Annotated in this window: 20 protein-coding genes and 1 pseudogene; 14 read left to right on the forward strand and 7 right to left on the reverse strand. The window is 52.2% G+C overall.

Features of this window, described 5'->3' with window-relative positions; all coding sequences use genetic code 11:
* Positions 1-54: 54 nt before the first annotated feature.
* The 4 genes from hslO to igaA form a co-directional block, all read right to left on the reverse strand.
* Positions 55-933 carry an Hsp33 family molecular chaperone HslO gene (gene hslO / locus OGY06_RS17365; RefSeq protein ID WP_003023531.1) on the reverse strand — a complete coding sequence of 293 codons (879 nt, stop codon included), beginning with the start codon at positions 931-933 and terminating at the stop codon, positions 55-57.
* A gap of 24 nt (positions 934-957) precedes the next feature.
* Entirely contained in the window at positions 958-1,359 is a 402-nt protein-coding gene (gene hslR, locus OGY06_RS17370) for a ribosome-associated heat shock protein Hsp15 (protein ID WP_016157639.1), read from the reverse strand.
* Positions 1,360-1,369: 10 nt separating this feature from the next.
* Positions 1,370-2,038: a GMP/IMP nucleotidase gene (gene yrfG, locus OGY06_RS17375; protein WP_003023533.1), complete on the reverse strand. Its 669-nt coding sequence runs from the start codon at positions 2,036-2,038 to the stop codon at positions 1,370-1,372.
* A gap of 62 nt (positions 2,039-2,100) precedes the next feature.
* Complete coding sequence (gene igaA, locus OGY06_RS17380) at positions 2,101-4,236, reverse strand: intracellular growth attenuator protein IgaA (protein ID WP_191222075.1); 2,136 nt, start codon at positions 4,234-4,236, stop codon at positions 2,101-2,103.
* Between the two features lie 322 nt (positions 4,237-4,558).
* Here igaA and nudE point away from each other — a divergent pair, with 322 nt between their 5' ends.
* A complete protein-coding gene (gene nudE / locus OGY06_RS17385; protein ID WP_003827667.1) occupies positions 4,559-5,119 on the forward strand; it encodes an ADP compounds hydrolase NudE in 561 nt (186 codons plus the stop codon).
* A 105-nt stretch (positions 5,120-5,224) separates the two neighbouring features.
* On the opposite strand, the gene mrcA is transcribed toward nudE, so the two are convergent.
* The gene (gene mrcA, locus OGY06_RS17390) at positions 5,225-7,777 is read right to left on the reverse strand and encodes a peptidoglycan glycosyltransferase/peptidoglycan DD-transpeptidase MrcA (protein WP_286605782.1); all 2,553 of its coding nucleotides are present in this window, start codon (positions 7,775-7,777) and stop codon (positions 5,225-5,227) included.
* A gap of 120 nt (positions 7,778-7,897) precedes the next feature.
* Between mrcA and OGY06_RS17395 the strand changes: the two genes are divergently transcribed.
* The 13 genes and pseudogenes from OGY06_RS17395 to OGY06_RS17455 all read left to right on the forward strand — a co-directional run.
* Entirely contained in the window at positions 7,898-8,677 is a 780-nt protein-coding gene (locus OGY06_RS17395) for a type IV pilus biogenesis protein PilM (RefSeq protein ID WP_003827671.1), read from the forward strand.
* Positions 8,677-9,216, forward strand: a complete 540-nt coding sequence (locus OGY06_RS17400) for a PilN domain-containing protein (protein WP_286605784.1) — start codon at positions 8,677-8,679, stop codon at positions 9,214-9,216. The genes OGY06_RS17395 and OGY06_RS17400 overlap by 1 nt, the downstream gene beginning before the upstream one ends.
* On the forward strand, positions 9,200-9,655 hold the full coding sequence (locus OGY06_RS17405; RefSeq protein ID WP_286605786.1) for a HofO family protein: 456 nt from the start codon (positions 9,200-9,202) through the stop codon (positions 9,653-9,655). Before OGY06_RS17400 ends, OGY06_RS17405 begins: the two co-directional genes overlap by 17 nt.
* The gene (locus OGY06_RS17410; protein ID WP_032934159.1) at positions 9,645-10,058 is read left to right on the forward strand and encodes a HofP DNA utilization family protein; all 414 of its coding nucleotides are present in this window, start codon (positions 9,645-9,647) and stop codon (positions 10,056-10,058) included. Before OGY06_RS17405 ends, OGY06_RS17410 begins: the two co-directional genes overlap by 11 nt.
* Positions 9,961-11,208: a DNA uptake porin HofQ gene (gene hofQ, locus OGY06_RS17415; RefSeq protein WP_286605788.1), complete on the forward strand. Its 1,248-nt coding sequence runs from the start codon at positions 9,961-9,963 to the stop codon at positions 11,206-11,208. Before OGY06_RS17410 ends, hofQ begins: the two co-directional genes overlap by 98 nt.
* A gap of 404 nt (positions 11,209-11,612) precedes the next feature.
* Positions 11,613-12,134: a shikimate kinase AroK gene (aroK, locus tag OGY06_RS17420; protein ID WP_003023552.1), complete on the forward strand. Its 522-nt coding sequence runs from the start codon at positions 11,613-11,615 to the stop codon at positions 12,132-12,134.
* 57 nt (positions 12,135-12,191) lie between these two features.
* Entirely contained in the window at positions 12,192-13,280 is a 1,089-nt protein-coding gene (aroB, locus tag OGY06_RS17425) for a 3-dehydroquinate synthase (protein WP_003827681.1), read from the forward strand.
* A gap of 96 nt (positions 13,281-13,376) precedes the next feature.
* Positions 13,377-14,660 (forward strand): cell division protein DamX, encoded by a 1,284-nt coding sequence (damX, locus tag OGY06_RS17430; protein ID WP_286605790.1) that lies wholly within the window; start codon positions 13,377-13,379, stop codon positions 14,658-14,660.
* Positions 14,661-14,777: 117 nt separating this feature from the next.
* Positions 14,778-15,614: an adenine-specific DNA-methyltransferase gene (gene dam / locus OGY06_RS17435; protein ID WP_003827684.1), complete on the forward strand. Its 837-nt coding sequence runs from the start codon at positions 14,778-14,780 to the stop codon at positions 15,612-15,614.
* Between the two features lie 17 nt (positions 15,615-15,631).
* Positions 15,632-16,309: a ribulose-phosphate 3-epimerase gene (gene rpe, locus OGY06_RS17440; RefSeq protein WP_003023561.1), complete on the forward strand. Its 678-nt coding sequence runs from the start codon at positions 15,632-15,634 to the stop codon at positions 16,307-16,309.
* Positions 16,302-17,060 (forward strand): phosphoglycolate phosphatase, encoded by a 759-nt coding sequence (gene gph / locus OGY06_RS17445; RefSeq protein ID WP_003827686.1) that lies wholly within the window; start codon positions 16,302-16,304, stop codon positions 17,058-17,060. The genes rpe and gph overlap by 8 nt, the downstream gene beginning before the upstream one ends.
* Positions 17,053-18,057 carry a tryptophan--tRNA ligase gene (gene trpS, locus OGY06_RS17450; protein WP_003827687.1) on the forward strand — a complete coding sequence of 335 codons (1,005 nt, stop codon included), beginning with the start codon at positions 17,053-17,055 and terminating at the stop codon, positions 18,055-18,057. The genes gph and trpS overlap by 8 nt, the downstream gene beginning before the upstream one ends.
* A gap of 34 nt (positions 18,058-18,091) precedes the next feature.
* Positions 18,092-18,226, forward strand: a pseudogene (locus OGY06_RS17455) (aminotransferase); the annotation flags it as partial.
* Between the two features lie 78 nt (positions 18,227-18,304).
* Here the strand turns inward: OGY06_RS17455 and OGY06_RS17460 are convergent.
* Both OGY06_RS17460 and OGY06_RS17465 read right to left on the reverse strand, forming a co-directional pair.
* A complete protein-coding gene (locus OGY06_RS17460; RefSeq protein WP_003827690.1) occupies positions 18,305-18,475 on the reverse strand; it encodes a YhfL family protein in 171 nt (56 codons plus the stop codon).
* Positions 18,476-18,673: 198 nt separating this feature from the next.
* Positions 18,674-24,355 (reverse strand): pectate lyase-fold domain-containing protein, encoded by a 5,682-nt coding sequence (locus tag OGY06_RS17465; protein WP_286605792.1) that lies wholly within the window; start codon positions 24,353-24,355, stop codon positions 18,674-18,676.
* Positions 24,356-24,428 lie beyond the last annotated feature (73 nt).

The raw sequence follows: 24,428 nt of genomic DNA on the forward strand, positions 1-24,428 counted from the left end.
ACGACAGTTTTTCCGTAGGCCTGATAAGCGCCGTGCCATCAGGCAAGACAGTGATTAATGCACCTGGGGATCGGCAGGGGAGGCATTGCTGCGGATCTCAGCAATATCCATGGCGTTAAACAGATAGTGACTACCGCAGTAATCGCAGTGCATATCGATCTCGCCTTCTTCCGCCAGAATGCTGTCCACTTCTTCGTCCGGCAACGTTTTCAGTGCGCCTGCGCAGCGTTCGCGTGAACAGGTGCATTTGAACTCAACGTCCTGCGGATCGTAGAGAGTAACTTCTTCTTCGTGGTACAGGCGCCACAGCACTTCGTTGGCCGGCAGCGTCAGCAGCTCTTCGGCTTTGATGGTTTCAGTCAGGGCTGTCAGGTGATCGAAATCATCTGCCTGCGCGTTTTGCGCCGGCATTACCTGCAGCAGCATTCCGCCAGCAGCGGGTTTGCCATCAACGTCGCCAGTGCGGATGAACAGGCGTGTCGGCAGCTGTTCAGAACGCATGAAGTAATCTTCCAGACACGCTGCCAGCGTGTCACCTTCCAGACCGACCACGCCTTGATAACGCTCGCCTTCTTCCGGGGTAATGGTGATCACCAGGTAACCGTTGCCCACCAGCGTTTTCAGATCGGCATCTTCAGGAATATCACCCTGCATGCGGGCCACGCCGCGCATCTGCTGATTGTTGTTGCCGTTGATGACGGCCAGGCTCAGCGGACCATCACCCTGCAACTGCACAGTGATATCACCGGCAAATTTCAGCGTGGCGGTGAGCAGGCTGGTGGCAACCAGTAGCTCAGCCAGTACGTTTTTGACCGGTTGCGGGTAAGTATGATTTTCGAGGATCTGTTGCAGGGTTTCCGAAACGGTCACCAGTTCGCCGCGCACGGCAAAGTTTTCAAACAGATAACGATGTAATTGGTCATGTTGCGGCATAATCATCTCTCTTGCAGGTGACAGTCACTCGCTGTCGCCGTGTTTAAATCGTAACAGGTCGCGGCGCTCTTTCTTGTCCGGTCGTCTGTCCGGGTGCGGCATGGTTAACGCGTTAAGTTTACGCGCCAGCGCCACTTTTTCGCGTTTTTCCACGCTTTCCGCGGTTTCTTCATACAGCGTAACGGCTTCCGTTGCCGGGCGACGCTGCTCGGTAATGGCCTTGATAATGACCGTTCGCTCGTCATTTCCCTGGCGCAGGGTGAGGGTGGCGTTCAGCTCGACAATCTTGCTTGGCTTACTGCGCTGGCCGTTGTAGTGCACCTTACCGCCTTCAACCATTTCGCGGGCTAGCGCACGCGTTTTGTAAAAGCGTGCAGCCCACAGCCATTTATCCAGCCTGACTTCAGCAGAGGGCTTTTCTTTCATGGCGTCTCCTTCACATCAGTGAGGGGATCAGTCGGCGGTAGTCATTCAGTGACGGATGGCGTGCGTACTGTTTTTCGGCGATGCCGGAGTCGGGATTGGTCACGCCGAGGCAGTAACGAATACCGTACAGAGCAGCGGCGTCGAGAATGGGTTCGCTGTCGTCAATAAACAGCGTCTTCTCTGCACTCATTCCCGTTTCTTCAGCCACAGCGTGCCATAACCGCTGATCCTCTTTGGGATAACCAAATGTGTGGGTGGAAAGTAATAAATCAAGGTGTGAGGCCAGACCGGTATGCTCAAGCTTCACCGCCAGATTATGCGGATGTGCGTTGGTGAGCAAAATACGGCGCTTGCCGCTGGCTTTTAAGGCATCAAGAAACGGTACGGTATCTTCACGCAAAACGGCGCGCGGTCCCTGTTCCGTGGTCATGGCACAAATATCCAGATCCAGGCACTCGCTCCAGTAATCCAGGCAATACCAGTTTAGCGTATGCTGCACGGCATGATACTGCTGACGAATATAGTCCTGAGCTTCCTGAGGAGAGATACCCTGCTTCGCGCCATAGGTTTCCGGCACCAATTTTTGCCAGAAATAGTTATCGAATGCCAGGTCGAGCAGCGTGCCGTCCATATCTAACAACACGGTGTCGACATCCTGCCAGGCAATATTGATATGCATGGAAACTCCCCAGAAGAAAACATGATGCGCGACAGGGTAGCATATCCTGTCGCGCGAGCGTGTTATCGAATCAGGCTTTCCGGGTTGTCAATCAGTGTTGGATTGAGACAACTTTCGTAGTAGCTCTGAATTTCCGCGATGCGGGTGCGGTGACGCTGGTAGCGTCTGAATGCCTGTATGCTGTTGTAGATAGCGCATCCGAGCATGGAGAACATCAGCAGCGTCGTGCCAAGGTAGCGCCATAATCCTGAACGATCCGGAATACGATGCAGGCCAATGTGCTGGGTGCCATTGGCGTCAGTCGAAATATTGGTGACGATCCCCTCCGCGCGAAATGGTGTCTGCATTAGCATCTGCGCCAGGCGCTGGAAGGCGTTCCACTGTTCCTGGGGAGGATAGTCATATAGCGAGGTCGTCGGCCACGGCTGATCGACCAGATCGCTGCCTTCGTCGCTGATAATCAGGAAACCGCCAGGGGCAGGGCTATTCAGCGCCTGGGCTGCTCGCGCAGTCTCGCGTGAAATAAACGGCGCCGTAGAGGTATTCACCAGATTATCCAACGACTCTGCGCTTACCGGACGTAGCAGCACGTTCACGCCATCCAGTTTGCCTGCGTTCGCTCGCTTCACCAGCGCGGCCCAGTCTTTACTGTTACCGAGGTTAACCAGCGCATTTTTTAAGCGCATACATTCATCTTTGGCTGCACACAGATCGGCCGTTTTAAGGACAATCTCACCAAAATCGTCCAGTAACACCATGCCGGACTTTTGGATTGCCGAGCGTAGCGATGCGCTGACGCGAGAGTCATCGTCAGGTTTGGGATGCAGCTGACGGCTCACGGCCTGCGTGAGCGCGGTAGCCTTATTCACCAGGTCAGACTCAGGCAGCGGTAATGCGCGCGCATCATTCCAGATAATTTGCGAGCAATCGAAAGGCATAAACGGCGTGGCAGGCTGCGCATTCCAGCTCCCTTGGGTATGAATGTTACACATACCCGTACCACTCAGGTGCAGCGTGTCACCCACGCGAACGCCCGCGTTTTCGAGCTGTTTAACGCTGGTGGCTTCGATAGTTTGCGCGCCCTTCATCCAGGAGAGCGTGACCTTTATTGGCATATCCAGCGGGATCCAAAACAGCAGCATCAGCAGTACCAGCAACGAGCCGCCTGCGATGACGGCGTTGCGCAGCCAGTGCTGTAACGGGAAGTTTTTCACTTCATCGTGCAGAGATAAAAAACGCCCCTGGCGGGCAACGTGGCGATCGAGATAAATATCGATATCCGTTTGCTGGCCAAGGTCTTGGGCGATGTAAGGTTGCCAGTGAGCTGGGTAGATCAGATCAATAATACCCAGCGAGATATTATTAATTTGTTCCTGGTCGTTTTCGCCAAACAATCCCCAGCGACGCGGCGTACCGCGCAGACAATGAATTTCCCGCAGGGCGCTTTTAGACGGCGGGGCGAACAATCCCCACAGACCCGCAGCTAACAGCAACACCGCGCCACCGACTGCCCACGGAACAAACGTGTTCGGGATAACCAAACAGAAAAAGAACAGCAGGAATGATGCGGTTATCAGCAACGCCTCGCGCAATCCCGAAGGGCGGCTGAGCGCATATTCTTCATGGGTTTCCTGGCGAATATTCAGCAGTTCAATCTGCTCACTTTCTTCACCACGAATGGACGCCTGGGTAGAAGCGGTGTGCTGTAACGCATAACCTCGCGCTTCCTGCATATATTCCTGCAGCGTATGGCCGTTCAACGAGATAACCAGCGGTATCGTATTGGTGTGGATTATCTCAACGCTGTTTTCGTCGTTGATGTATTGTTCCCAGAAAGGGGGAAGATGTACCTCAACGGAATCAAGATAGTAGCGCCATTTGTTAGGATCGTCGGTGGTAATGCCGTAACGTGTAATCGAACGAGTAAGCACGATGACGCTATTACTTTGGGCATTCAACGTTAATGAGACCGGCGCAGCACTGGCTCCCGTGGGACCGGGTACTTGCTGAATTTGACTAAGGCTTTCGAGATAGTTTTCGACTGCGCTGCGTTCTTCAGGTGTGAGTTTACGTTTCGAGGCGTCTGAGAAGACGCTGCTCAAGGGTAAATTTTTCTGCCTGGATTTTGATTTGAGTAGCCATCCTGCAAGCAATGAGCAGGCCAGCAAAGCAGCTAAAAAAATCAGAATGGTGCTCATGCTTTCCCCATCTTACTTAGTCTGTCAGGCGTGGTCAGTCGCACCCTGTTCAATATTCGTGATTCTGTGGTTGGCTATCGGCAAGTGTGGAGTCGAACTTGAGCATCTTTAAATACAGCCCAGTAAATGCGAATCATAGCAAAATCACCAAAAATGGAATATCAGCAAATTCCTGGAGTTATTTCAACCTATTGACTTTTAATTTGAAATAGGGATTAACTTTTAGTACGTTACATAAATGTAAATAAACGGCAATTCACATTGCCGAAACCGTGCGGTATATCGCACAATAACCCCAGATTTCACAGCAAAGATCCTCACAATGAGCAAATCATTACAGAAACCCACGATTTTGAAAGTGGAAACCGTCGCCCAATCCCGGCTTTTTAAGGTCGAAAGCGTGGACCTTGAGTTCAGCAATGGCGTACGCCGCGTTTATGAACGCATGCGTCCATCCACGCGTGAAGCGGTAATGATTGTGCCGATTGTTGACGACCACCTGATCCTTATTCGCGAATACGCGGTCGGGACCGAGTCCTACGAACTGGGTTTTTCTAAGGGATTAATCGATCCTGGCGAAAGCGTGTTTGAGGCGGCGAATCGGGAGCTGAAAGAAGAGGTGGGGTTTGGCGCAAAAGATCTGACGTTTTTAAAGAAACTCAGCATGGCGCCATCTTATTTCTCCAGTAAGATGAACATCGTGGTGGCAGAGGACTTATATCCTGAATCGCTGGAGGGTGATGAACCTGAGCCATTACCGCAGGTGCGCTGGCCGCTGGCGCATTTGATGGACTTGCTGGAAGATCCTGATTTTCATGAAGCACGTAATGTCAGTGCGCTGTTCCTCGTACGCGAATGGCTGAAAGGGCAGGGGCGGCTTTAATTACGATTGCCAACTGATACCTTATCCAGCCTACAAAATTCCGGAAGATCAAATAATTGTACCGAAATTGTAGGCCGGATAAGCGAAGCGCCATCCGGCAATCGATCAGAACAGTTCGTGTGTCTCACCATTATCAATAATGGTTGTTCCCACCTCATGCACCGCTTGTTGCGTCGGCTGTGTGCCTTCAATGAAGTACTCTGCGCGGCTATTGCCACCGCTCGCCAGTTGTCCTGTGCTGCGATCGATATTGACCGTCACGATACCCGGCGGCGGCGTCAGCGGCTGTTCAGGCACACCTTCCAGCACGGATTTCATGTAAGCATCCCATGCAGGCTGCGCACTCTTCGCACCGCCTTCGTAGCCGGAGATTTGGTCTTTGATCGCGCCGGAAGCCGTTGTATGACCAAGGTTGCGGCGATGGTCATCAAAGCCGATCCATACCGACGTTACTACCCCTGGTCCGTAACCGGAGAACCACGCATCTTTAGAGCTGTTGGTGGTCCCGGTTTTCCCGCCGATATCATGACGCTGTAAATCGCGACCTGCACGCCAACCGGTTCCCATCCAGCCTGGTTCACCAAAGATATTGGTGTTCAGCGCGCTTTTAATCAGGAAGGCCAGCGGTGTGTTGATCACGTGCGGAGCGTACTCTTGTGTTCCGCTTTGCGCGACCAGTGCCTGGTTAGCCTGCTCAAGTTGCGGCATAGGCACGGCGGCATTCTGCTGTTCCTGCGAGACGGCGACATCTTCTACGTTACTGTTTTCCAGCACGTTAGATTTCTGGGTATCGCCGTAAATCACCGGAATATCGCATTCCGGGCAGGCAATTTTCGGCTTCGCTTCGAAGATAACGCCGCCCATATCGCTTTCAATCTTACTGATGAAATACGGATCGACCAGGAAGCCGCCATTAGACATCACTGCATAACCGCGTGCCACCTGCAACGGTGTGAACGAAGCAGAACCCAGCGCCAGCGACTCGGTATGCACAATGTTCTGTGCCGGGAAGCCGAAACGTTGCAGATACTCTGCCGCGTAATCCACGCCCATGGCGCGCATGGCGCGTACCATGACTACGTTTTTCGACTGACCCAGCCCCTGACGTAAGCGGATAGGACCGGCGTACTGCGGCGGGGAGTTCTTCGGCTGCCAGTCGGAACCAGCACCGGCATCCCAGCGGGAGATCGGCACGTCGTTGAGCATGCTCGCCAGCGTCAGACCTTTATCCATCGCGGCGGTATACAGGAATGGCTTGATGTTGGAGCCCACCTGGCGTAACGCCTGGGTTGCACGGTTAAACTTGCTCTGGTTGAAGTCAAAACCACCAACCAGCGCCAGCACCGCGCCGTTTTGCGGATTGATGGAGACCAGGGCTGAGTTGACGTCCGGCACTTGCGCCAGCCACCAGGCATCTCCCACCTGGCGTACCCAGATTTGCTGGCCAGTCTGTACTACGTCAGTCACTTTACGCGGCGTTGGGCCTTGTTGAGTATCCGAACGGTAAGGACGCGCCCAGCGCATACCATCCATCCGTAATGACACTGATGTACCATCCGCCAGCGCGGCAATGGCTTCCTGTGGATTGGCGCTGGTAACAACCGCCGGCAGCAGGGGGCCATAAGTCGGCAGCGCTTTCAGCGTATCGGTAATTTTCTTGCTGTCCCAACTGCTTTCGCCCACTTTCCACAGCACGTTCGACGGGCCGCGGTAGCCGTGGCGCATGTCGTAATCCATCACGTTGTTACGTACTGCCTGCTGAGCTGCCTGCTGTACTTTGCGCGTAATGGTGGTGGTGATGCGATACCCGTCTTCGTAGGCTTTCTCGCCATAACGGTTATACATCTCCTGGCGCACCATTTCAGACAGATACGGTGCAGAGAAAGCGATTTCCGGCGCGTGGTAGTTAGCGTCAATGGCCTCGCCGCGCGCCTGATCGTACTGGGCCTGCGTGATGTAGTTTTCGCTCAACATACGCGACAGTACAACGTTACGTCGCGCGGTTGCACGGTCCATCGAATAGAGCGGGTTGAAGGTTGACGGCGCTTTTGGCAGACCGGCAATCACCGCAATTTCACTTAAGCTGAGTTGATCCACTGTCTTACCGAAATAGACCTGCGCGGCAGCACCCACGCCATAGGCGCGATACCCCAGATAGATCTTGTTCAGATACAGTTCGAGGATCTCATCTTTACTCAGCAGTTGTTCAATGCGGATCGCCAGGAACACTTCTTTGATCTTACGCATCAGCGTACGTTCCGGGCTCAGGAAGAAGTTTCTCGCCAACTGTTGGGTAATGGTACTCGCCCCTTGCGAAGCGTGACCAGAGAACAATGCGACGCTGGCCGCACGGAAGATCCCCACCGGGTCTACCCCATGGTGCTCATAAAAGCGGCTGTCTTCTGTGGCGATAAAGGCTTTAACCATTACCGGCGGCATCTGATCCAGTGTGACCGGGATTCGACGTTTCTCGCCATATTGCGCGATTAGCTCGCCGTCAGCGCTGTAAACCTGCATCGGGATCTGTAAACGCACATCTTTGAGCGTCGCGACGTCAGGTAATTGCGGCTCGATATAGCGATAAAGGCCATAAATCGAGCCTGCTCCCAGCAGGATGCAACATACTGCAAGGATTAATAAATACTTTATGAACTTCACTGGAGATTTCCCATTTAGTGGCATTTGGGCAGTTTATAAACAAACGCGCGGTAGTATAAAGGCAAGCCAGACGCATTGATATACCCGTTAAAGCGACGGGTGATAAGGAGATCATCAGCAATGGCTTTCAATATCTGGAAAATTGGTCTGCATATTCAGCAACATGAAGCGCTGGCTGTCGCTATCGTTCGCGAAGCATCAGGTTGGTATCTGCAACGCTGGTGGCGTATACCGCTGACGCCTCAGGTTATCGTCGATGGCCACATTCGCGAGCCTGAACAGCTGGTCGCCGCGCTACTGCCGTGGAGCCGGGAGCTCCCTCGCCGACACCATATTCATCTCTCTTTTCCCGCCAACAGGACGTTACAAAAAAAGTTTCCTCGTCCGACAATGACGTTACGCGAGCCAGAGCAAACCGCATGGTTGTCCGGTTCGATGGCGCGTGAACTCGATATGGCGCCGGATGCGCTGCATTTTGATTATAGCGAAGACACGTTGAGCCCGGCGTTTAACGTCACTGCTGCGCAAAGCAAAGAGATTTCAGCGCTTCTGACGCTTATCCAAACCCTGAAGGTGCAGGTTACGGCGATTACACCGGATGCCAGCGCGTTACAGCGATTTATTCCCTTCTTGCCAGAGCATCAGCAGTGTCTGGTATGGCGTGATGACGCCCAGTGGTTATGGGCGACCCGTTCGGCATGGGGACGTAAATCAACGGGCGATATTGGCAGTATCGATGAGCTTGCCACGACATTATCTCTGCCCACGACAGCCATTGCGCAATGCTCCCCTGGCGGCTTCGACCCTTTGAGCGCCGTGTCTGTACGCCAGCCGCCCATTCCAACGCAAAGCCATCACTTCGCCATTGCGCTGGGACTCGCTATGGGAGGCGCGTACTGATGATAGCGACCATTAATCTTCTGCCCTGGCGTCAGACTCGGCGTTACGCTTGCCTGCGCTTCTGGGGCATCTTATTTAGCGCTTCGCTACTGCTTAGTATTGGCGTGTTGTTGCGCTATTACAGCGTGTTGAGTGTAGAAAATCGGGCTGAATTGTTGCTGGCAGATGCCGAAAAGACGCGTGTCGAGGCCTTAATGGCGCTAAAGCCGCGTATGCAGCAGCGCCAGCAACGATGGCAACAGGTGCAGGCACGGAACAAACAGCGTGAGCAGACACGAAGCTGGCAGTCGGTATTGCAAGAGCTGGCGGAATTCCTGCCTGAGCAGGCGTGGTTAACAAAAATGGCCTGGCAGCAGGACACGCTGGAACTGACGGGAAACACGCTGAACTTTGCCACGCTGAAGGCGCTGGAGGCGCAATTACGCCAGCAGCCATTGTTTCAGTTGAGCAGCCCCGGTGAAACGCAGCAGGATGCGCAGGGACGCTGGCAATTCCACTATCGACTGACACGGAGCGGTGCGCATGATAACGATCTGTGATGTCTGGTTAGCGCAGTCGCCGCGCTTTCGACTCATCTGCTGGTGCGGCTGGATGTTAGGGCTACTCATACTGGTGACGTTATGTCTTTATCCCGTCGCGCGGGAGCGGACGATGCAACGCGAGACTCTGGTCCAACAACGGGCAGCTATTCAGATGCAATGGCGAGATGTCTATCTGCTGTCGGCATCACCAGCAGAGCCGGAAGAGAAACTGACCCTGTTCTCCCCGCTGCTGTTTCAGACTTCACTTACTCGTCTTATCCACTGGCAACCCTCCGCGCAAGGCGGAGAGATGGCGCTGATATCGGCCTGGGATGCTATCCCGCAGACGTTTGTCCAGTTGGCGGATCAGGGGATGAACGTCAGCCGATTTTCGCTTAGCGCAGAAGACACGGAGTTGCTGCTAACGCTACAGCTGGAGCGTCTGAATGACGGTTGAACGCTGGCTGTTGGCATGTATGAGCGTACTGATGCTCACCGGTATGCGTAATCCCTTCCTGCCGCCGGAGGACCGCTGCCAAATTGCTGAGATGTCGACATGGCGCTTTCAGGGCATGGTGAGCCAGGGCACGCGACCCATCGGCATCGTTCAGGATAGCCAGAAAAAATGGCGGCGGGTTAAGCCAAATGACGTCCTGAAAAACGGTTGGACGATTACGCAGATAACGGCCCAGAACATAACCCTCGACACAGAAAAAAACTGCGAACCGCCGCGATGGCAGTGGCAACGACAAGGAGCGGTAAATGAAGCGATGGATAGCGTGGATAGTAATAGCGCTGGCGGTCGGGATAACGAGCGCGCTGGCGACGAAACCGCAAAACGTGACGCTGGTGCTCGATGATGTGCCGGTTACGCAGGTATTGCAGGCGCTGGCTGAACAGGAACAGAAAAACCTGGTGGTTTCGCCAGATGTCAGCGGTGTGCTGTCGTTGCATTTGACGGATGTCCCCTGGAAGCAGGCATTGCAGACGGTGGTAAAAAGTGCCGGGCTGGTATTACGCCAGGAGGGCAATATCCTGCATGTGCATTCTGTTCAATGGCAGAGTGAAAATGCGGCCCGCCAGGACAATGAACAGGCGCGGATTCAGGCCAGTTTGCCGCTGGAGCAGCGCAGCATTATTTTGCACTATGCCGATGCTGCCGAGCTGGCAAAAGCAGGAGGAAAGCTGCTCAGTGCCAAGGGAAGCATGACGGTGGATAAACGGACCAACCGCTTACTGCTGCGTGATAATAGCGTTGCGCTTAACACCCTGGAAAAGTGGGTATCGCAAATGGATTTGCCGGTTGCCCAGGTCGAACTGGCGGCGCATATCGTCACCATAAATGAAAAAAGTTTGCGCGAGCTGGGGGTGAAGTGGTCGCTGGCTGACGCACAACAATCGGGGGCGGTTGGGAATGTTACAACGCTTGCCAGCGATCTCTCTGTAGCCACCGCCACATCCCGCGTGGGATTTAACATTGGCCGCATTAACGGTCGTTTACTGGAACTGGAGTTGTCTGCGCTGGAGCAAAAACAGCAGTTGGATATCATCGCCAGTCCACGATTACTGGCATCTCACCTGCAACCTGCCAGTATTAAGCAGGGCAGTGAGATCCCTTATCAGGTCTCCAGCGGTGAAAGCGGTGCGACATCCGTCGAGTTCAAGGAAGCGGTACTGGGGATGGAGGTAACACCAACGGTATTGCAGAAAGGGAGAATCAGGCTGAAACTGCATATCAGCCAGAATGTTCCCGGACAGGTTCTACAGCAGGCAGATGGCGAAGTGCTGGCTATCGACAAGCAGGAGATTGAAACGCAGGTCGAGGTAAAAAACGGCGAGACGATTGCGCTTGGCGGGATTTTTTCACATAAGAATAAATCCGCAGCCGACAGCGTGCCGCTATTAGGCGACATTCCCTGGCTTGGCTCTCTTTTTCGCCATGATGGTAAAGAAGATGAACGGCGCGAATTAGTGGTCTTTATTACGCCCAGACTGGTTTCAACGGAATAACTTATGCATGAAAAGCCATTGTTTTTGCACTGAACACGTTTCAGGGATTTGACGTGAGGGTGTATTTAGCATACAAGGAGTACCGATTTGAGCGTCGGTACTTTTCTTTACTTATGCGGCAATGAATACGCTTTGCCTTTCCGGTGGTGTGCCATAGGCTTATTGGGTGTCATTTGGCTGCGCGATACGTCGCCAGGTCTGATGTTTGCAGGGTAGCATGCCTGCCACGACCAGAAATGCGTTAGGTTTGGTGATTTATTCAGTTGCCAAACCCGCTTGAGTATTGAGATAATTTTCAGTCTGACTCTCGCAATATCTTATGAGGTTTCAGTTCATGTCCTGCTGCGCTGGGTGTCTGCGAAGCGGGTTTACCATTAACGAATAGTCTTAGTAGTACCGAAAAAATGGCAGAGAAACGCAATATCTTTCTGGTTGGGCCTATGGGTGCCGGAAAAAGCACTATTGGGCGCCAGTTAGCTCAACAACTCAATATGGAATTTTACGATTCTGATCAAGAGATTGAGAAACGAACCGGAGCTGATGTGGGCTGGGTCTTCGATGTAGAAGGTGAAGACGGCTTCCGTGATCGCGAAGAAAAAGTCATCAACGAGTTGACGGAAAAACAGGGTATTGTGCTGGCAACTGGCGGTGGCTCTGTAAAATCACGTGAAACACGTAACCGTCTTTCCGCGCGTGGCGTCGTGGTCTATCTTGAAACGACAATTGAAAAACAACTTGCACGTACTCAACGTGACAAGAAACGCCCGCTGCTGCAGGTAGAATCACCGCCTCGTGAAGTTCTGGAAGCGTTGGCTGACGAACGCAATCCTTTGTACGAAGAGATTGCTGACGTGACCATTCGCACCGACGATCAGAGCGCAAAAGTCGTAGCAAACCAGATTATTCATATGTTGGAAAGCAACTAATTCTGGCTGAATACACACTCGTCTGCGGGTACAAGTAACTAAGGTGGATGTCGCGTAATGGAGAGGATCACAGTCACTCTCGGGGAACGTAGTTACCCTATCACCATCGCGGCTGGTTTGTTCAATGAGCCAGCTTCATTCTTACCGCTGAAATCGGGCGATCAGGTTATGTTGGTGACCAACGAAACCCTGGCTCCCCTTTATCTCGATAAGGTTCGCGGCGTACTTGAACAGGCGGGTGTTAACGTTGATAGCGTTATCCTTCCCGATGGCGAGCAGTATAAAAGCCTGACGGTTCTGGATACGGTTTTCACCGCGTTACTGCAAAAACCGCACGGTCGTGATACCACGTTAGTTGCCCTTGGCGGCGGCGTGATTGGCGATCTGACCGGTTTTGCGGCAGCCAGCTATCAACGTGGTGTTCGTTTTATTCAAGTCCCGACAACCCTGTTGTCGCAGGTCGACTCCTCCGTTGGCGGCAAAACCGCCGTAAACCATCCCCTCGGTAAAAACATGATTGGCGCGTTTTACCAACCGGCCTCCGTGGTGGTGGATCTCGATTGCCTGAAAACGCTTCCTGCGCGTGAGCTGGCATCGGGGCTGGCGGAAGTGATCAAATACGGCATCATTCTTGACGGTGAATTTTTCAGCTGGCTGGAAGACAATCTGGATGCGTTACTGCGTCTGGATGGTCCGGCAATGGCGTACTGTATCCGTCGTTGTTGTGAGCTGAAAGCAGAAGTTGTCGCAGCAGACGAGCGTGAAATGGGCTTACGTGCTTTACTGAATCTGGGACACACGTTTGGCCATGCGATCGAAGCTGAAATGGGTTATGGCAATTGGTTACATGGTGAAGCAGTCGCAGCAGGTATGGTAATGGCTGCCCGTACGTCAGAACGTTTGGGTCAGTTCACCTCCGCTGATACGCAGCGCATCATTACGCTGTTACAGCGAGCAGGCTTACCGGTGAATGGGCCGCGTGAAATGTCCACCGAGGCTTATCTGCCGCACATGCTGCGAGATAAAAAAGTGTTAGCGGGAGAGATTCGTTTGGTGCTTCCGCGAGCGATAGGGAAGAGTGAAGTGCGCGGCGGAGTGTCGCACGAGGTGGTTCTTAACGCTATTGCTGATTGCCAGCAGGCGTAACAACAAGAAAGGTCAGGCTTACGTTGCGAAACGTAGGTCTTTTAGCTTCAGGTTATGTGCAAAGTCGTAAGCATTAACCTTTGAGTGGGGTGTTAAATGGATGAATTCAAACCAGAAGACGAGCTGAAACCCGATCCCAGCGATCGTCGTACTGGTCGTTCTCGTCAATCGTCTGAACGCGATAATGAGCCGCAAATCAATTTTGATGATGTTGATCTGGATGCTGACGATCGCCGTCCTGCGCGCGCACGCAAAGAGCGTGATGAAGAGCAGGACATTGAAGAAGAGTATGAATCTGATGACGATGCAGTGGATGAAGAGCGTGTAGAACGTCGTCCGCGCAAGCGTAAGAAAGCCGTCAGCAAACCTGCCTCCCGCCAGTATATGATGATGGGCGTGGGTGTTCTGGTACTGCTGCTGCTGATTATCGGCATTGGTTCTGCGCTGAAAGCCCCCTCATCTTCTTCCAATGAGCAGGCAGCATCTGGCGAGAAGAGCATCGATCTCTCTGGCAGCAATGCAACGGATCAGGCGAGTGCAACGACACCTGCAACGGGCGCTGAGCAGACCGCTGGCAATACCCAGCAGGATGTTTCCCTGCCACCGATTTCCTCTACCCCGACTCAAGGTCAGGCACCTGCGGCAACTGAAGGGCAGCAGCGTGTTGAAGTGCAGGGCGATTTGAACAACGCTCTGACGCAACCGCAAGGTCAGGAACAGGTTAACAACGTTGTGGTTAACTCTACGCTGCCGACTGAACCTGCGACCGTTGCGCCGATGCGTAATGGTAATGCTGCGCGCCAGACGGCGAAAACGGAAACGACTGAGCGTCCTGCTGCTACGCGCCAGGAACGTAAACAGGCCGTTATTGAGCCGAAGAGCAAACCGCAAACTACGGTGAAAGCGACGCCGACAGAGCCGAAACCTGTTGCCCAGGCAAAACCAACCGTAACTGCTACCGCGCCGACCACCACAACTAAAGCACCTGTGGTAACCGCTACGCCGAAAGCAACCACAACTGCGCCAGCACAGACTGCAACGCCTGCGCCAACGGCGACAGCAACAACGCCTGTTGCTGGCGGAGCGAAAAGTGCAGGTAATGTTGGAGCGTTAAAATCTGCGCCGTCCAGCCATTACACGCTGCAGCTCAGCAGTTCTTCTAACTACGACAACCTGAACGGTTGGGCGAAGAAAGAAAACCTGAAGAACTACGTGGTGTACCAGACGACGCGTAACGGTCAACCGTGGTATGTTCTGGTGACAGGTGTGTATGCGTCTAAAGAAGATGCGAAACGTGCAGTGTCTACGTTACCCGCTGATATTCAGGCGAAAAACCCGTGGGCAAAACCGCTGCATCAGGTTCAGGCCGATTTGAAGTAAGATAGGATATGTTCTGCAATGGTTTGATGTTTCGCCCAATTGCGGGACAAAGACTAAAGCGCAGGATGCTGTCGGAGCTTTCTCCACAGCCGGAGAAGGTGTAATTAGTTAGTCAGCATGAAAAAAAATCGCGCTTTTTTGAAATGGGCAGGGGGGAAATACCCCCTGCTTGATGATATCAAACGGCATTTACCTCAGGGTGAGTGCCTGATTGAACCTTTCGTGGGTGCCGGGTCGGTGTTTCTCAACACCGACTTTTCTCGTTATATTCTTGCCGATATCAACAGCGACCTTATCAGTCTCTATAACATCGTGAAGACGCGTACCGATGAGTATGTGCAGGCTTCGCGTGAGCTGTTTATGCCTGAAACCAACCAGGCTGAGGTGTACTATCGGTTCAGAGAAGAATTTAATGCCAGCGAGGATCCGTTCCGCAGAGCAGTACTGTTCTTGTATCTGAACCGCTTTGGTTACAACGGATTGTGCCGTTATAACCTGCGCGGCGAGTTTAACGTCCCGTTTGGGCGTTATAAAAAACCTTACTTCCCGGAAGCCGAGTTGTACCATTTTGCTGAGAAAGCGCAGAATGCGGAGTTCCATTGCCTCTCCTATGAAGAGTGCATGAACCGTGCGGATAGCAACTCTGTGGTCTATTGTGACCCGCCTTATGCACCGCTTTCGGCGACGGCAAATTTCACTGCGTATCACACCAACAGCTTTAGCCCGAAAGAGCAGGCGCATTTGGCCGAGATGGCAGAAAAGCTGGTCAGTAAGCAGATCCCGGTGTTAATTTCGAACCACGATACGCCCGATACCCGTGAATGGTACCGAGCGGCGAAACATTTTCAGGTCAAAGTGCGGCGCAGCATAAGCAGCAATGGCGGCACGCGTAAAAAGGTGAACGAACTGCTGGCACTGTATAAACCAGGAGTCGTAACGCCTGCGAAGAAATAAATCTCAAGGAGAAGCGGATGAAACAGTATTTGATCGCCCCCTCAATTCTGTCGGCTGATTTTGCCCGCCTGGGTGAGGACACCGCGAGAGCGCTGACTGCCGGTGCCGATGTCGTGCACTTCGACGTCATGGACAATCACTATGTACCGAACCTGACCATCGGACCGATGGTACTGAAATCGCTGCGTAAATATGGCATCACCGCCCCGATTGATGTTCACCTGATGGTGAAACCGGTCGATCGTATTGTCCCGGACTTCGCCGCCGCTGGCGCCAGCATCATTACTTTTCATCCGGAAGCCTCCGAGCATGTCGATCGCACTTTACAGCTGATCAAAGAGCATGGCTGTAAAGCGGGTCTGGTGTTCAACCCGGCAACACCGCTGAGCTATCTGGACTACGTCATGGATAAGCTCGATGTGATCCTGCTGATGTCCGTTAACCCAGGCTTTGGCGGACAGTCCTTCATCCCACAAACGCTGGATAAGCTGCGCGAAGTGCGTCGTCGTATTGATGAATCTGGCTACGATATCCGCCTCGAAGTGGACGGTGGCGTCAAAGTGAATAACATTGGTGAAATTGCCGCGGCAGGCGCAGATATGTTTGTCGCAGGCTCCGCCATTTTCGACCAACCAGACTACAAAAAAGTCATTGATGAAATGCGCAATGAACTGGCGAAGGTAAGTCATGGATAAGTTTCAGGATATTCGGGGCGCTGCATTTGACCTCGACGGCACGCTGGTCGACAGCGCGCCGGGATTAGCCGCAGCGGTGGACATGGCGCTATATGCGCTGGAACTGCCGGTTGCCGGAGAAGAACGCGTTATCACCTGGATTGGTAATGGTGCAGATGTACTGATGGAACGCGCGCTAACGTGGTCCCGTCAGGAGCGCGCAACATTACGTAAAACGATGGGTAAACCGCCCGTTGATGATGATATTCCCGCCGAGGAGCAGGTACGTATTTTGCGTAAGCTGTTCGACAGATACTACGGCGATGTCGCAGAAGAGGGGACATTCCTGTTCCCTGATGTTGCCGACACGCTGGGCGCGCTGCATGCGAAAGGATTGCCGCTGGGTCTGGTGACCAACAAACCGACCCCGTTTGTTGCGCCATTGCTCGAAGCATTAGATATTGCCAAGTACTTTAGCGTGGTCATCGGTGGTGACGACGTGCAGAATAAAAAACCGCATCCGGATCCGCTGCTGCTGGTGGCAAGTAAGCTTGGCATCAAGCCTGAGCAAATGCTCTTCGTAGGGGATTCACGCAATGATATTCAGGCGGCAAAAGCTGCTGGCTGTCCGTCCGTTGGCCTGACCTATGGCTACAACTACGGCGAGTCAATCGCGCTGAGCCAGCCCGACGTTATTTACGACCGTATTAATGAACTACTGCCCGCTCTCGGGCTTCCGCATAGCGAAAATCAGGAATCAAAAAATGACTAAGCCCATCGTTTTTAGTGGCGCACAGCCCTCAGGTGAATTGACCATTGGCAACTATATGGGTGCGCTGCGTCAGTGGGTGAGCATGCAGGATGATTATCATTGCATCTACTGCATCGTTGACCAACATGCCATCACCGTTCGTCAGGATGCTCAGCAGCTGCGTAAAGCAACGCTCGATACGCTGGCGCTGTATCTGGCATGCGGTATCGATCCTGAAAAAAGCACCATTTTTGTGCAGTCTCACGTACCGGAGCATGCACAGTTAGGTTGGGCGCTGAACTGCTACACCTACTTCGGCGAACTGAGCCGTATGACCCAGTTCAAAGACAAATCCGCGCGCTATGCGGAGAACATCAACGCCGGTCTGTTTGATTATCCGGTACTGATGGCGGCAGACATCCTGTTGTATCAGACCAACCAGGTACCGGTTGGCGAAGATCAGAAACAGCATCTGGAACTGAGCCGCGATATCGCCCAGCGCTTCAACGCTCTGTATGGCGACATCTTCAAAGTGCCTGAGCCGTTCATTCCTAAATCCGGCGCGCGCGTGATGTCGCTGCTGGAGCCGACGAAGAAAATGTCCAAGTCGGATGACAACCGCAACAACGTGATCGGCCTGCTGGAAGATCCGAAATCTGTGGTTAAGAAAATCAAACGCGCGATGACCGACTCTGAAGAACCGCCTGTTGTACGCTACGACGTGCAGAACAAAGCGGGTGTTTCCAACCTGCTGGATATCCTCTCTGCGGTCACCGGTAAGAGCATTCCGGAGCTGGAACAGCACTTCGAAGGCAAAATGTATGGTCATCTGAAAGGTGAAGTCGCAGAGGCCGTTTCCGGTATGCTGACCGAGCTTCAGGAACGCTATCACCGTTTCCGTAACGATGAAGCTTTCCTGCAGAAAGTGATGAAAGAAGGTGCGGAAAAAGCCAGCGCCCGCGCATCTGTTACGCTGAAGGCCGTTTACGAAGCGATTGGTTTTGTCGCCAAGCCGTAATGCTCCCTGCAATACTGAAGAAACCGGGTTACGCCCGGTTTTTTTTCGCCTTTCGGGGACGTTTCGCGAAGCGAGTCCGTCGTTGGGCGATTATGCGATTCGAATCAATCCAAACCGAAGTGGAGAAGAAACGGTGCTGCGTATTTTGCGCGAGAGCGTGAGTGCGATAACATGTGATGAGCACCTAATCTATAAATGCAAAAACCGGGAAGTTCCCGGTTTTTTTGTATCTGCGCAATCGCTTCTATTACTGATTCGCAGCCGGGCCACAGCCACCAATAATTTTTGAAATCGAAATTGCTGGATGCAGGAAATAATCGTAGCTGCAGTTATTTTTTGTGTTTTCGATATGACCAGTGCACGCGGTCAGCGTAGCCAGAACACCAGCAACTAAGGTGATTTTTGCAAATTTCAGCATGTTAAAATCCTTGTAAGATATCTATTTTTAAATGGATGAAATCCATTTTTCGGCGGTTAAGATATCAACTAACATAAACTTTAAGTAGTCCAGAAAAGGACATATCTTTTTTTATATAAAACATAAGATTGGTGAATTTGATTTATATAAAGATAGTCTGGTATTAATAAGTAATACCAGACTGCTGGATTTAATTAATTAGCGAAATGTTTTTCTGAAATTCAACATAAAGCCTTTATCATTGATGTTGTCCTCTTTCCACTGGTAAGCGTCCAGATTCAGGCTGGCGTCTTTGGCGCTGTATTTCACACCGACCGTCGCCAGACCGTTGATGCCTCCGCCTTTTTGGTCGTCGTCTACACTAAAGGACTGGCCTGCGGCACCTTGCAGTGACGCGGTACGCTGGCTTTTGCTGTAGCTCAGGTTCGGACCACCTTCCAGTGTGGCGCTGGCGCTCCAGCCATTTTCAGCGGTATAGTCGAACTTCATTCCGACAATGGAATCCACAGCGGTTTCGCTGCCAGCGTTCATCGACAGGTTGAAATCACCCGCACTACGCTCTTTATAGCTGCCTTCCAGCGTATGGCGGAATTTCACCCCGGCGTACGGCGTGACTTTCAACGTATCGTTGAGCATGGTGAAGGTTTTCGCCCCTTCGCTGCGGAACTCAAGATACTGCTGACGTGCGTTGGAATCCGCCACCTTGTTGGTGTCGCCATAAGAGACAGAACGGCTGCTGTCGAGGTTGTGCACGTCATAACGCAGGCTGTTCTTCCACGCCAGACCTTCATTAAACGCCATGCTGTGCTTCAGACCAAAGAACTGGCTGTAGCCACCGGTCAGGCCGTTGTCGCCCGCGGTCTTCGAACCGTCACCATCCAGACGGGCGATACCGTATTCCAGCGTCAGATTCTGGTTCTCACTCAAATCCAGTTTCTGGCGCAATGCCAGCATGTCGTACTGGGTGTCGTTACCCAGCTCGGCGCGTGGATCTCCTTTTGCCACCACGTTGAACGCCAGACCATCTTTAATCTGTGGCGCGGCGTCAGCCAGCATACTGAAGCGGTTGCTGAGCACCCGGGCTTCACGGAATACGGTATGCGCTTGGCTGCCGCTCACCTGCTTCAGAGCGCTGTTCAGTTCAGCGGTGCTGCCAACGTTAAGACTGGTATACAGCTCGTTGTTGGTGTAGCCCGCATCCAGGGCGCTTGCCACATCGGATACGCTGCTGTCGGTTGCGACATCCGCGTAGGCGTTTTTGGTCATGGTGACGTCCACGTTGCCGTCGGCGTCTTGGCTGCCCTGGGCGTTCCACACCACCGAAGTGGATGTGATGGCGGCAGCATCGGTCAGGTTGTTGCCTTCCACGACGTTATCGAAGGTGACGGTGGTATCGGCGGTGCCTGCGGTGAAACCGGTGTTGATGCCCACGCCGTCCATGCTGGCGTTGCTGACTTTCAGTTGGCCCGCGCTGCCGTCAGCGCTGGTGCCGACCACGTAGCCGTTCAGGTTGTTGGTGGCGGAAGAGGAGGAGGAGCTGCCGCTGGAGACGGTGGGATCCGGCACGTCCGGCAGGATGTAGTCGGCATAATGCACTTCGGTCGAATTGCCATTATTACCGTTAGTCCCTTCCACGTTAACGTTGTCGCCCTGTTTGATCAGTCCGGAACCCGTCACGTCATCGGCAATCACCACCGTGCCGTTATTGACCACATGACCCGCCCCCGCAACGCTGAAGGCGTAAGAATTACTGGCATAGATATTAATGGTGCCGTTGTTCTCAATGACAGCGTCAGCCGTGGCGTTAGCGTCCAGCGCCATTGCCGTCATGCCGGTGTCGGTAGTGCCTTTTGTCCCGAGGTTGATGGTGCCGTTGTTCACCAGTTGCGCGTTGTGGCTGCCGTACATACCGTAAGCGTTGTTGCCGCTGATATTCATGGTGCCATCGTTTTCGGCAACGTAGTTACTGTGGGTAAAGCTGATGGCTTTGCCGTTATCCACATCGTAGTTAATCACCCCAGCCTGTTGATTCCAGAAAAAGGCATCACTGCTGCCGGCATTCGCTGCGCTTGCCATCACGGATTTAGCCGTGGCATCGACGACTCCGGCGTTTATAAAGGCCGCAGTGCCGCTCTGAACGTTCAGCCCGGCGCTTCCCTTAGCGTCACTGATTTTGATATGCCCGGTGTTATAGAGCCGACTGTTGTCACGGAAATTAACATCATTTTCCGCGTTATCAATAATTAGCTCACCGCTATTGTTGAACACGGAGTTACCGTTAATATCCAATGTGCTTTGATATGCACCTTCCCCTACGTAACCGAGATACCAGGTACCGCTATTATTCACTACCGCGTTATTATTCAGCTTAGCACTACGCTGTACTATACCGTCGGGCAGATTATTCAGGGTGCCGCCATTCATTGTAATCGCTTTGTTTACCGTACCGTCATTATTGAATATACCGCTGTTAACAGTGACGGCATTAACCGTACCTTCATTGTTCAGCGTACCGTCGGTTATTTGAATGGCGCTGTTGATTATGCCGGATGCAGTATTTGTGAGCGCACTGTCCCTCTCTTTAAGGTAAAGTGCGTTATTATTCACCGTTCCACTATTGGTGACATCACCCATGATGAGCGCATTTTTGTAGAGATCTACCGCTTCACCGACGTTGGCGATGGCCTCATCATCATAGACCAGAGAGATATAGTCATCCGTTGGGTTATATGACTCGCTATTCTGGCAGTCATCGCCAATGCAGACTGTACCGTAGTTCACGACGGTACTGCTGGCGTCAGCATAGAAAGGTTGCCCATAGTCTGCGTCAATATTAATCACCCCGGTGCTGTCATTGACTACCGTACCGCCGAAAAACGCCGCCATGCCGACCAGTTGATTCGTTTCGCCAGTAACACCGTCGTCTGCTGTGAGGTTGATGGTGCCCTGGTTAATAGCCGTGCCGCCACTCATCGCCGTCATCCCATATCCGGCGTTATTAACGGTAATGGTTCCGGTGTTGATCGCTGTCGCATCGCCGCTGCCAATATTGTCAGAACCTGCAACCATTCCAGCACTGGTGATTTCATGGCTATCTGTGTGCCAGTAGTTTTCACCAATCACATCCCCATTATCATCCAACTGCTGTTGGTACCCATTAACGTAGATATCCCCAGCGTTTTGTGCCGTGCCCTGACTGGCGCCCATCGCGTAAACTCCCGCGCCTGCGACAGAAATAGTTGCACCAGCATCATTGATAACACTGCCTTGTTCGGAAGCCAGTAAGCCATATTGTGTATTTTTATACCATGCCTGTGGGTACTCATATGCGCTGGTACTAAAATAGGGTGTTGCACCTGCGGTGAGCGTAATATTGCCGCCAGCACTGTTTTCCGCTATTGAGCCTTCTCCACTCGCTGATATTGCAATACCTCGCGAATAATCATCTCCTGAGGTGCTAACCGAAATATCACCGCTGTTTTTGGCGGTTGCGCCACCTACGACGCCTATTAGTGTTACGGCATTTTTGCTATTTATAGCCCCTTTATTTTCAATAGAAGAACCGTTACCTTCAGCACGTAATAATGATACGCCAGTACGCACAGGGGCATTAATAATATTAACGCTTATTGTCAGATTAGAATCTTCAGTGAGCGTCAATGAACCACCATTTTGTACGTGTGCTAGTTCGACATTTCCGCCCTGAATATCGGTAATGTTGACCTGTGAATTTCCGCTTAATGAGACATCACTGTTGCCATCAATATCAATACCTACAACAAAAGAATTTCTATCATGCAATACGTTTTGATAATTAACATTCAGACCACCACTGATATCGATGGTATTATTATCGCCATGGATATTTAGTCCGGTTGTATCCATGTATTGATTGTTGTTAGTATATTGCTCGACCATTGATATATTCAATGCGCCATCTAACGAGATGTTATTGTCATCACCATTGATGGTTACCCCAGTGAGCGTTTCATCACTTGCCAGTATACTCTCTGATGTATGCGTGCTGAGTATGTTGACGTCACCGGTAATATCTGTTGTCTCATTATCGCCACTTACCACCACGCCTGTTGCACCATGGAAAATACCATCACTGCCTTCATTTGAAATAACGTTAATCTTGCCATCAAGATTAATGGTTGAATTATTTCCACTAATTTCTGCGCCGGTTCCATTCAGGCTGACATCAATGTCCCCTTTATTACTAAAGGTGGCTTGCTCTCCAGTAATGGTAAAACCAATAGAGTCTTGATCGCGTACTGTTGTATTGCCAATGTTACTGACTTTATTACCCGTACCGTTGACGATAATGCCTATTGCTCCATTGGTTACAAGCAGGTCTCCCGCTTGCGTTATGCTAGCGTTATCGCCATTGATTGCAGTACCGATAGAACCTATGCCGTCAACGGTAATATTACCTGTATTGGCGATACGAGCATTGTTGCCATCAATATGAGTACCCGTTCCTCCTCGGGTAATAGTCTGATCCCCTTCGCTGATGATCAGCGCGCCATTACCCTCAATATTTAGTCCAGTTGAGTTTTCACCATCAACTTTTGAGTGACCAGTGTTATCCACGACGACATCATCGCCGCTGATTTTTGCCCCTGTACCGCCCTCGCTAACGTTTAACTCACCAGCGTTAGTGAAGCGTGCTTTATCGCCCATGATGGTCAGCCCGGTAGATCCGGCGCCGCTGATGGTTGCCGTCCCGGTACTATCAAGCGTGGTGTTGTCGCCATCAATAACCACACCAGTACTGCCGTTGCTGACATCAATATTGCCGGAGATATGGGTCGTTGAACCATCGCCGGAAATTAATGCGCCGGTTGCGCCGTTGATGGTGGAGTGGCCTGAAATGGTGTTGGTGGTGTCTTCGCCGGTAATGACCATGCCGGTTGCGCCGTCGCTGACGGTGGAATCCCCGTTTAGCGTATTGTTCGTTCGGTCGCCGGATATAACAACGCCGGTTTTGCCTTCGCCACTAATATCTATCCCACGTTCGGCAGTATGCGATTCGTCATCGCCGGAGATGACTGTTGTTTGCGCATCGGCAATAATCAAATAGCCGCGGCTATCGTACTTCCAGTAAAGCCCGTTTTCCTGCGTCCCTTCAATGATAGCTTCATTGTCATCGGTGACATTCCATCCAGAGACCTGCAATATTATTCCATCTGCGGTAGTCAACTGCCATTGATCTCCCTGTTTGGCATAACTGAAAGTAGCGCCGCCGAGATGTTTGCCGCTATCAAGTTTAAGGTCGTTAAAGGAGAGGGTTTCTTTACCTTTATCCAGCGTTACGCCATTGCTGAAAGTGAGTACCGTCGTATCAGGCGGAGTCACATCGCCGCCGTCATCGGGTGGGGTGGGGGTAACGTCGCCACCATCGTCAGGCGGAGTCACATCGCCACCGTCATCGGGTGGGGTGGGGGTAACGTCGCCACCATCGTCAGGCGGAGTCACATCGCCGCCGTCATCGGGAGGCGTGGGGGTAACGTCGCCGCCATCGTCAGGCGGAGTTACATCGCCACCGGGTGGGGTGGGGATAACGTCACCGCCATCGTCAGGCGGAATGACAGGGGGATTATTATGTTGAGAATGCCCACTACCATTGTTATCGATACCAATTGCTACACCTGCGGCGAGTGCTGCGACACCTCCAGCCACCCATCCCCAGTGGTTGTCTTGTTCTTCGTAGTCTGCAAGGCAGCGTGTTGAAAGTTTGTCGCGTTCTTTTTTAGATAATACAGATATATTAGTGGGGCAATCGCTATCATCGTCGTTGTCGGCGGCTATCGCCGGAACGTAGTAAGTTTGGAGTGCAATTGCAATACCTACTGCAATGAGTTTTTCCCTTTGCATAATTTTTATCCTTAATTATATATCTGACGCAAGGTATAGATTTTTATCAAGAGGTAAATATTATATTGTTTGT

Source organism: Citrobacter sp. Cpo147 (genome assembly GCF_030332405.1).
In the GTDB taxonomy this organism is placed as follows: domain Bacteria; phylum Pseudomonadota; class Gammaproteobacteria; order Enterobacterales; family Enterobacteriaceae; genus Citrobacter; species Citrobacter portucalensis.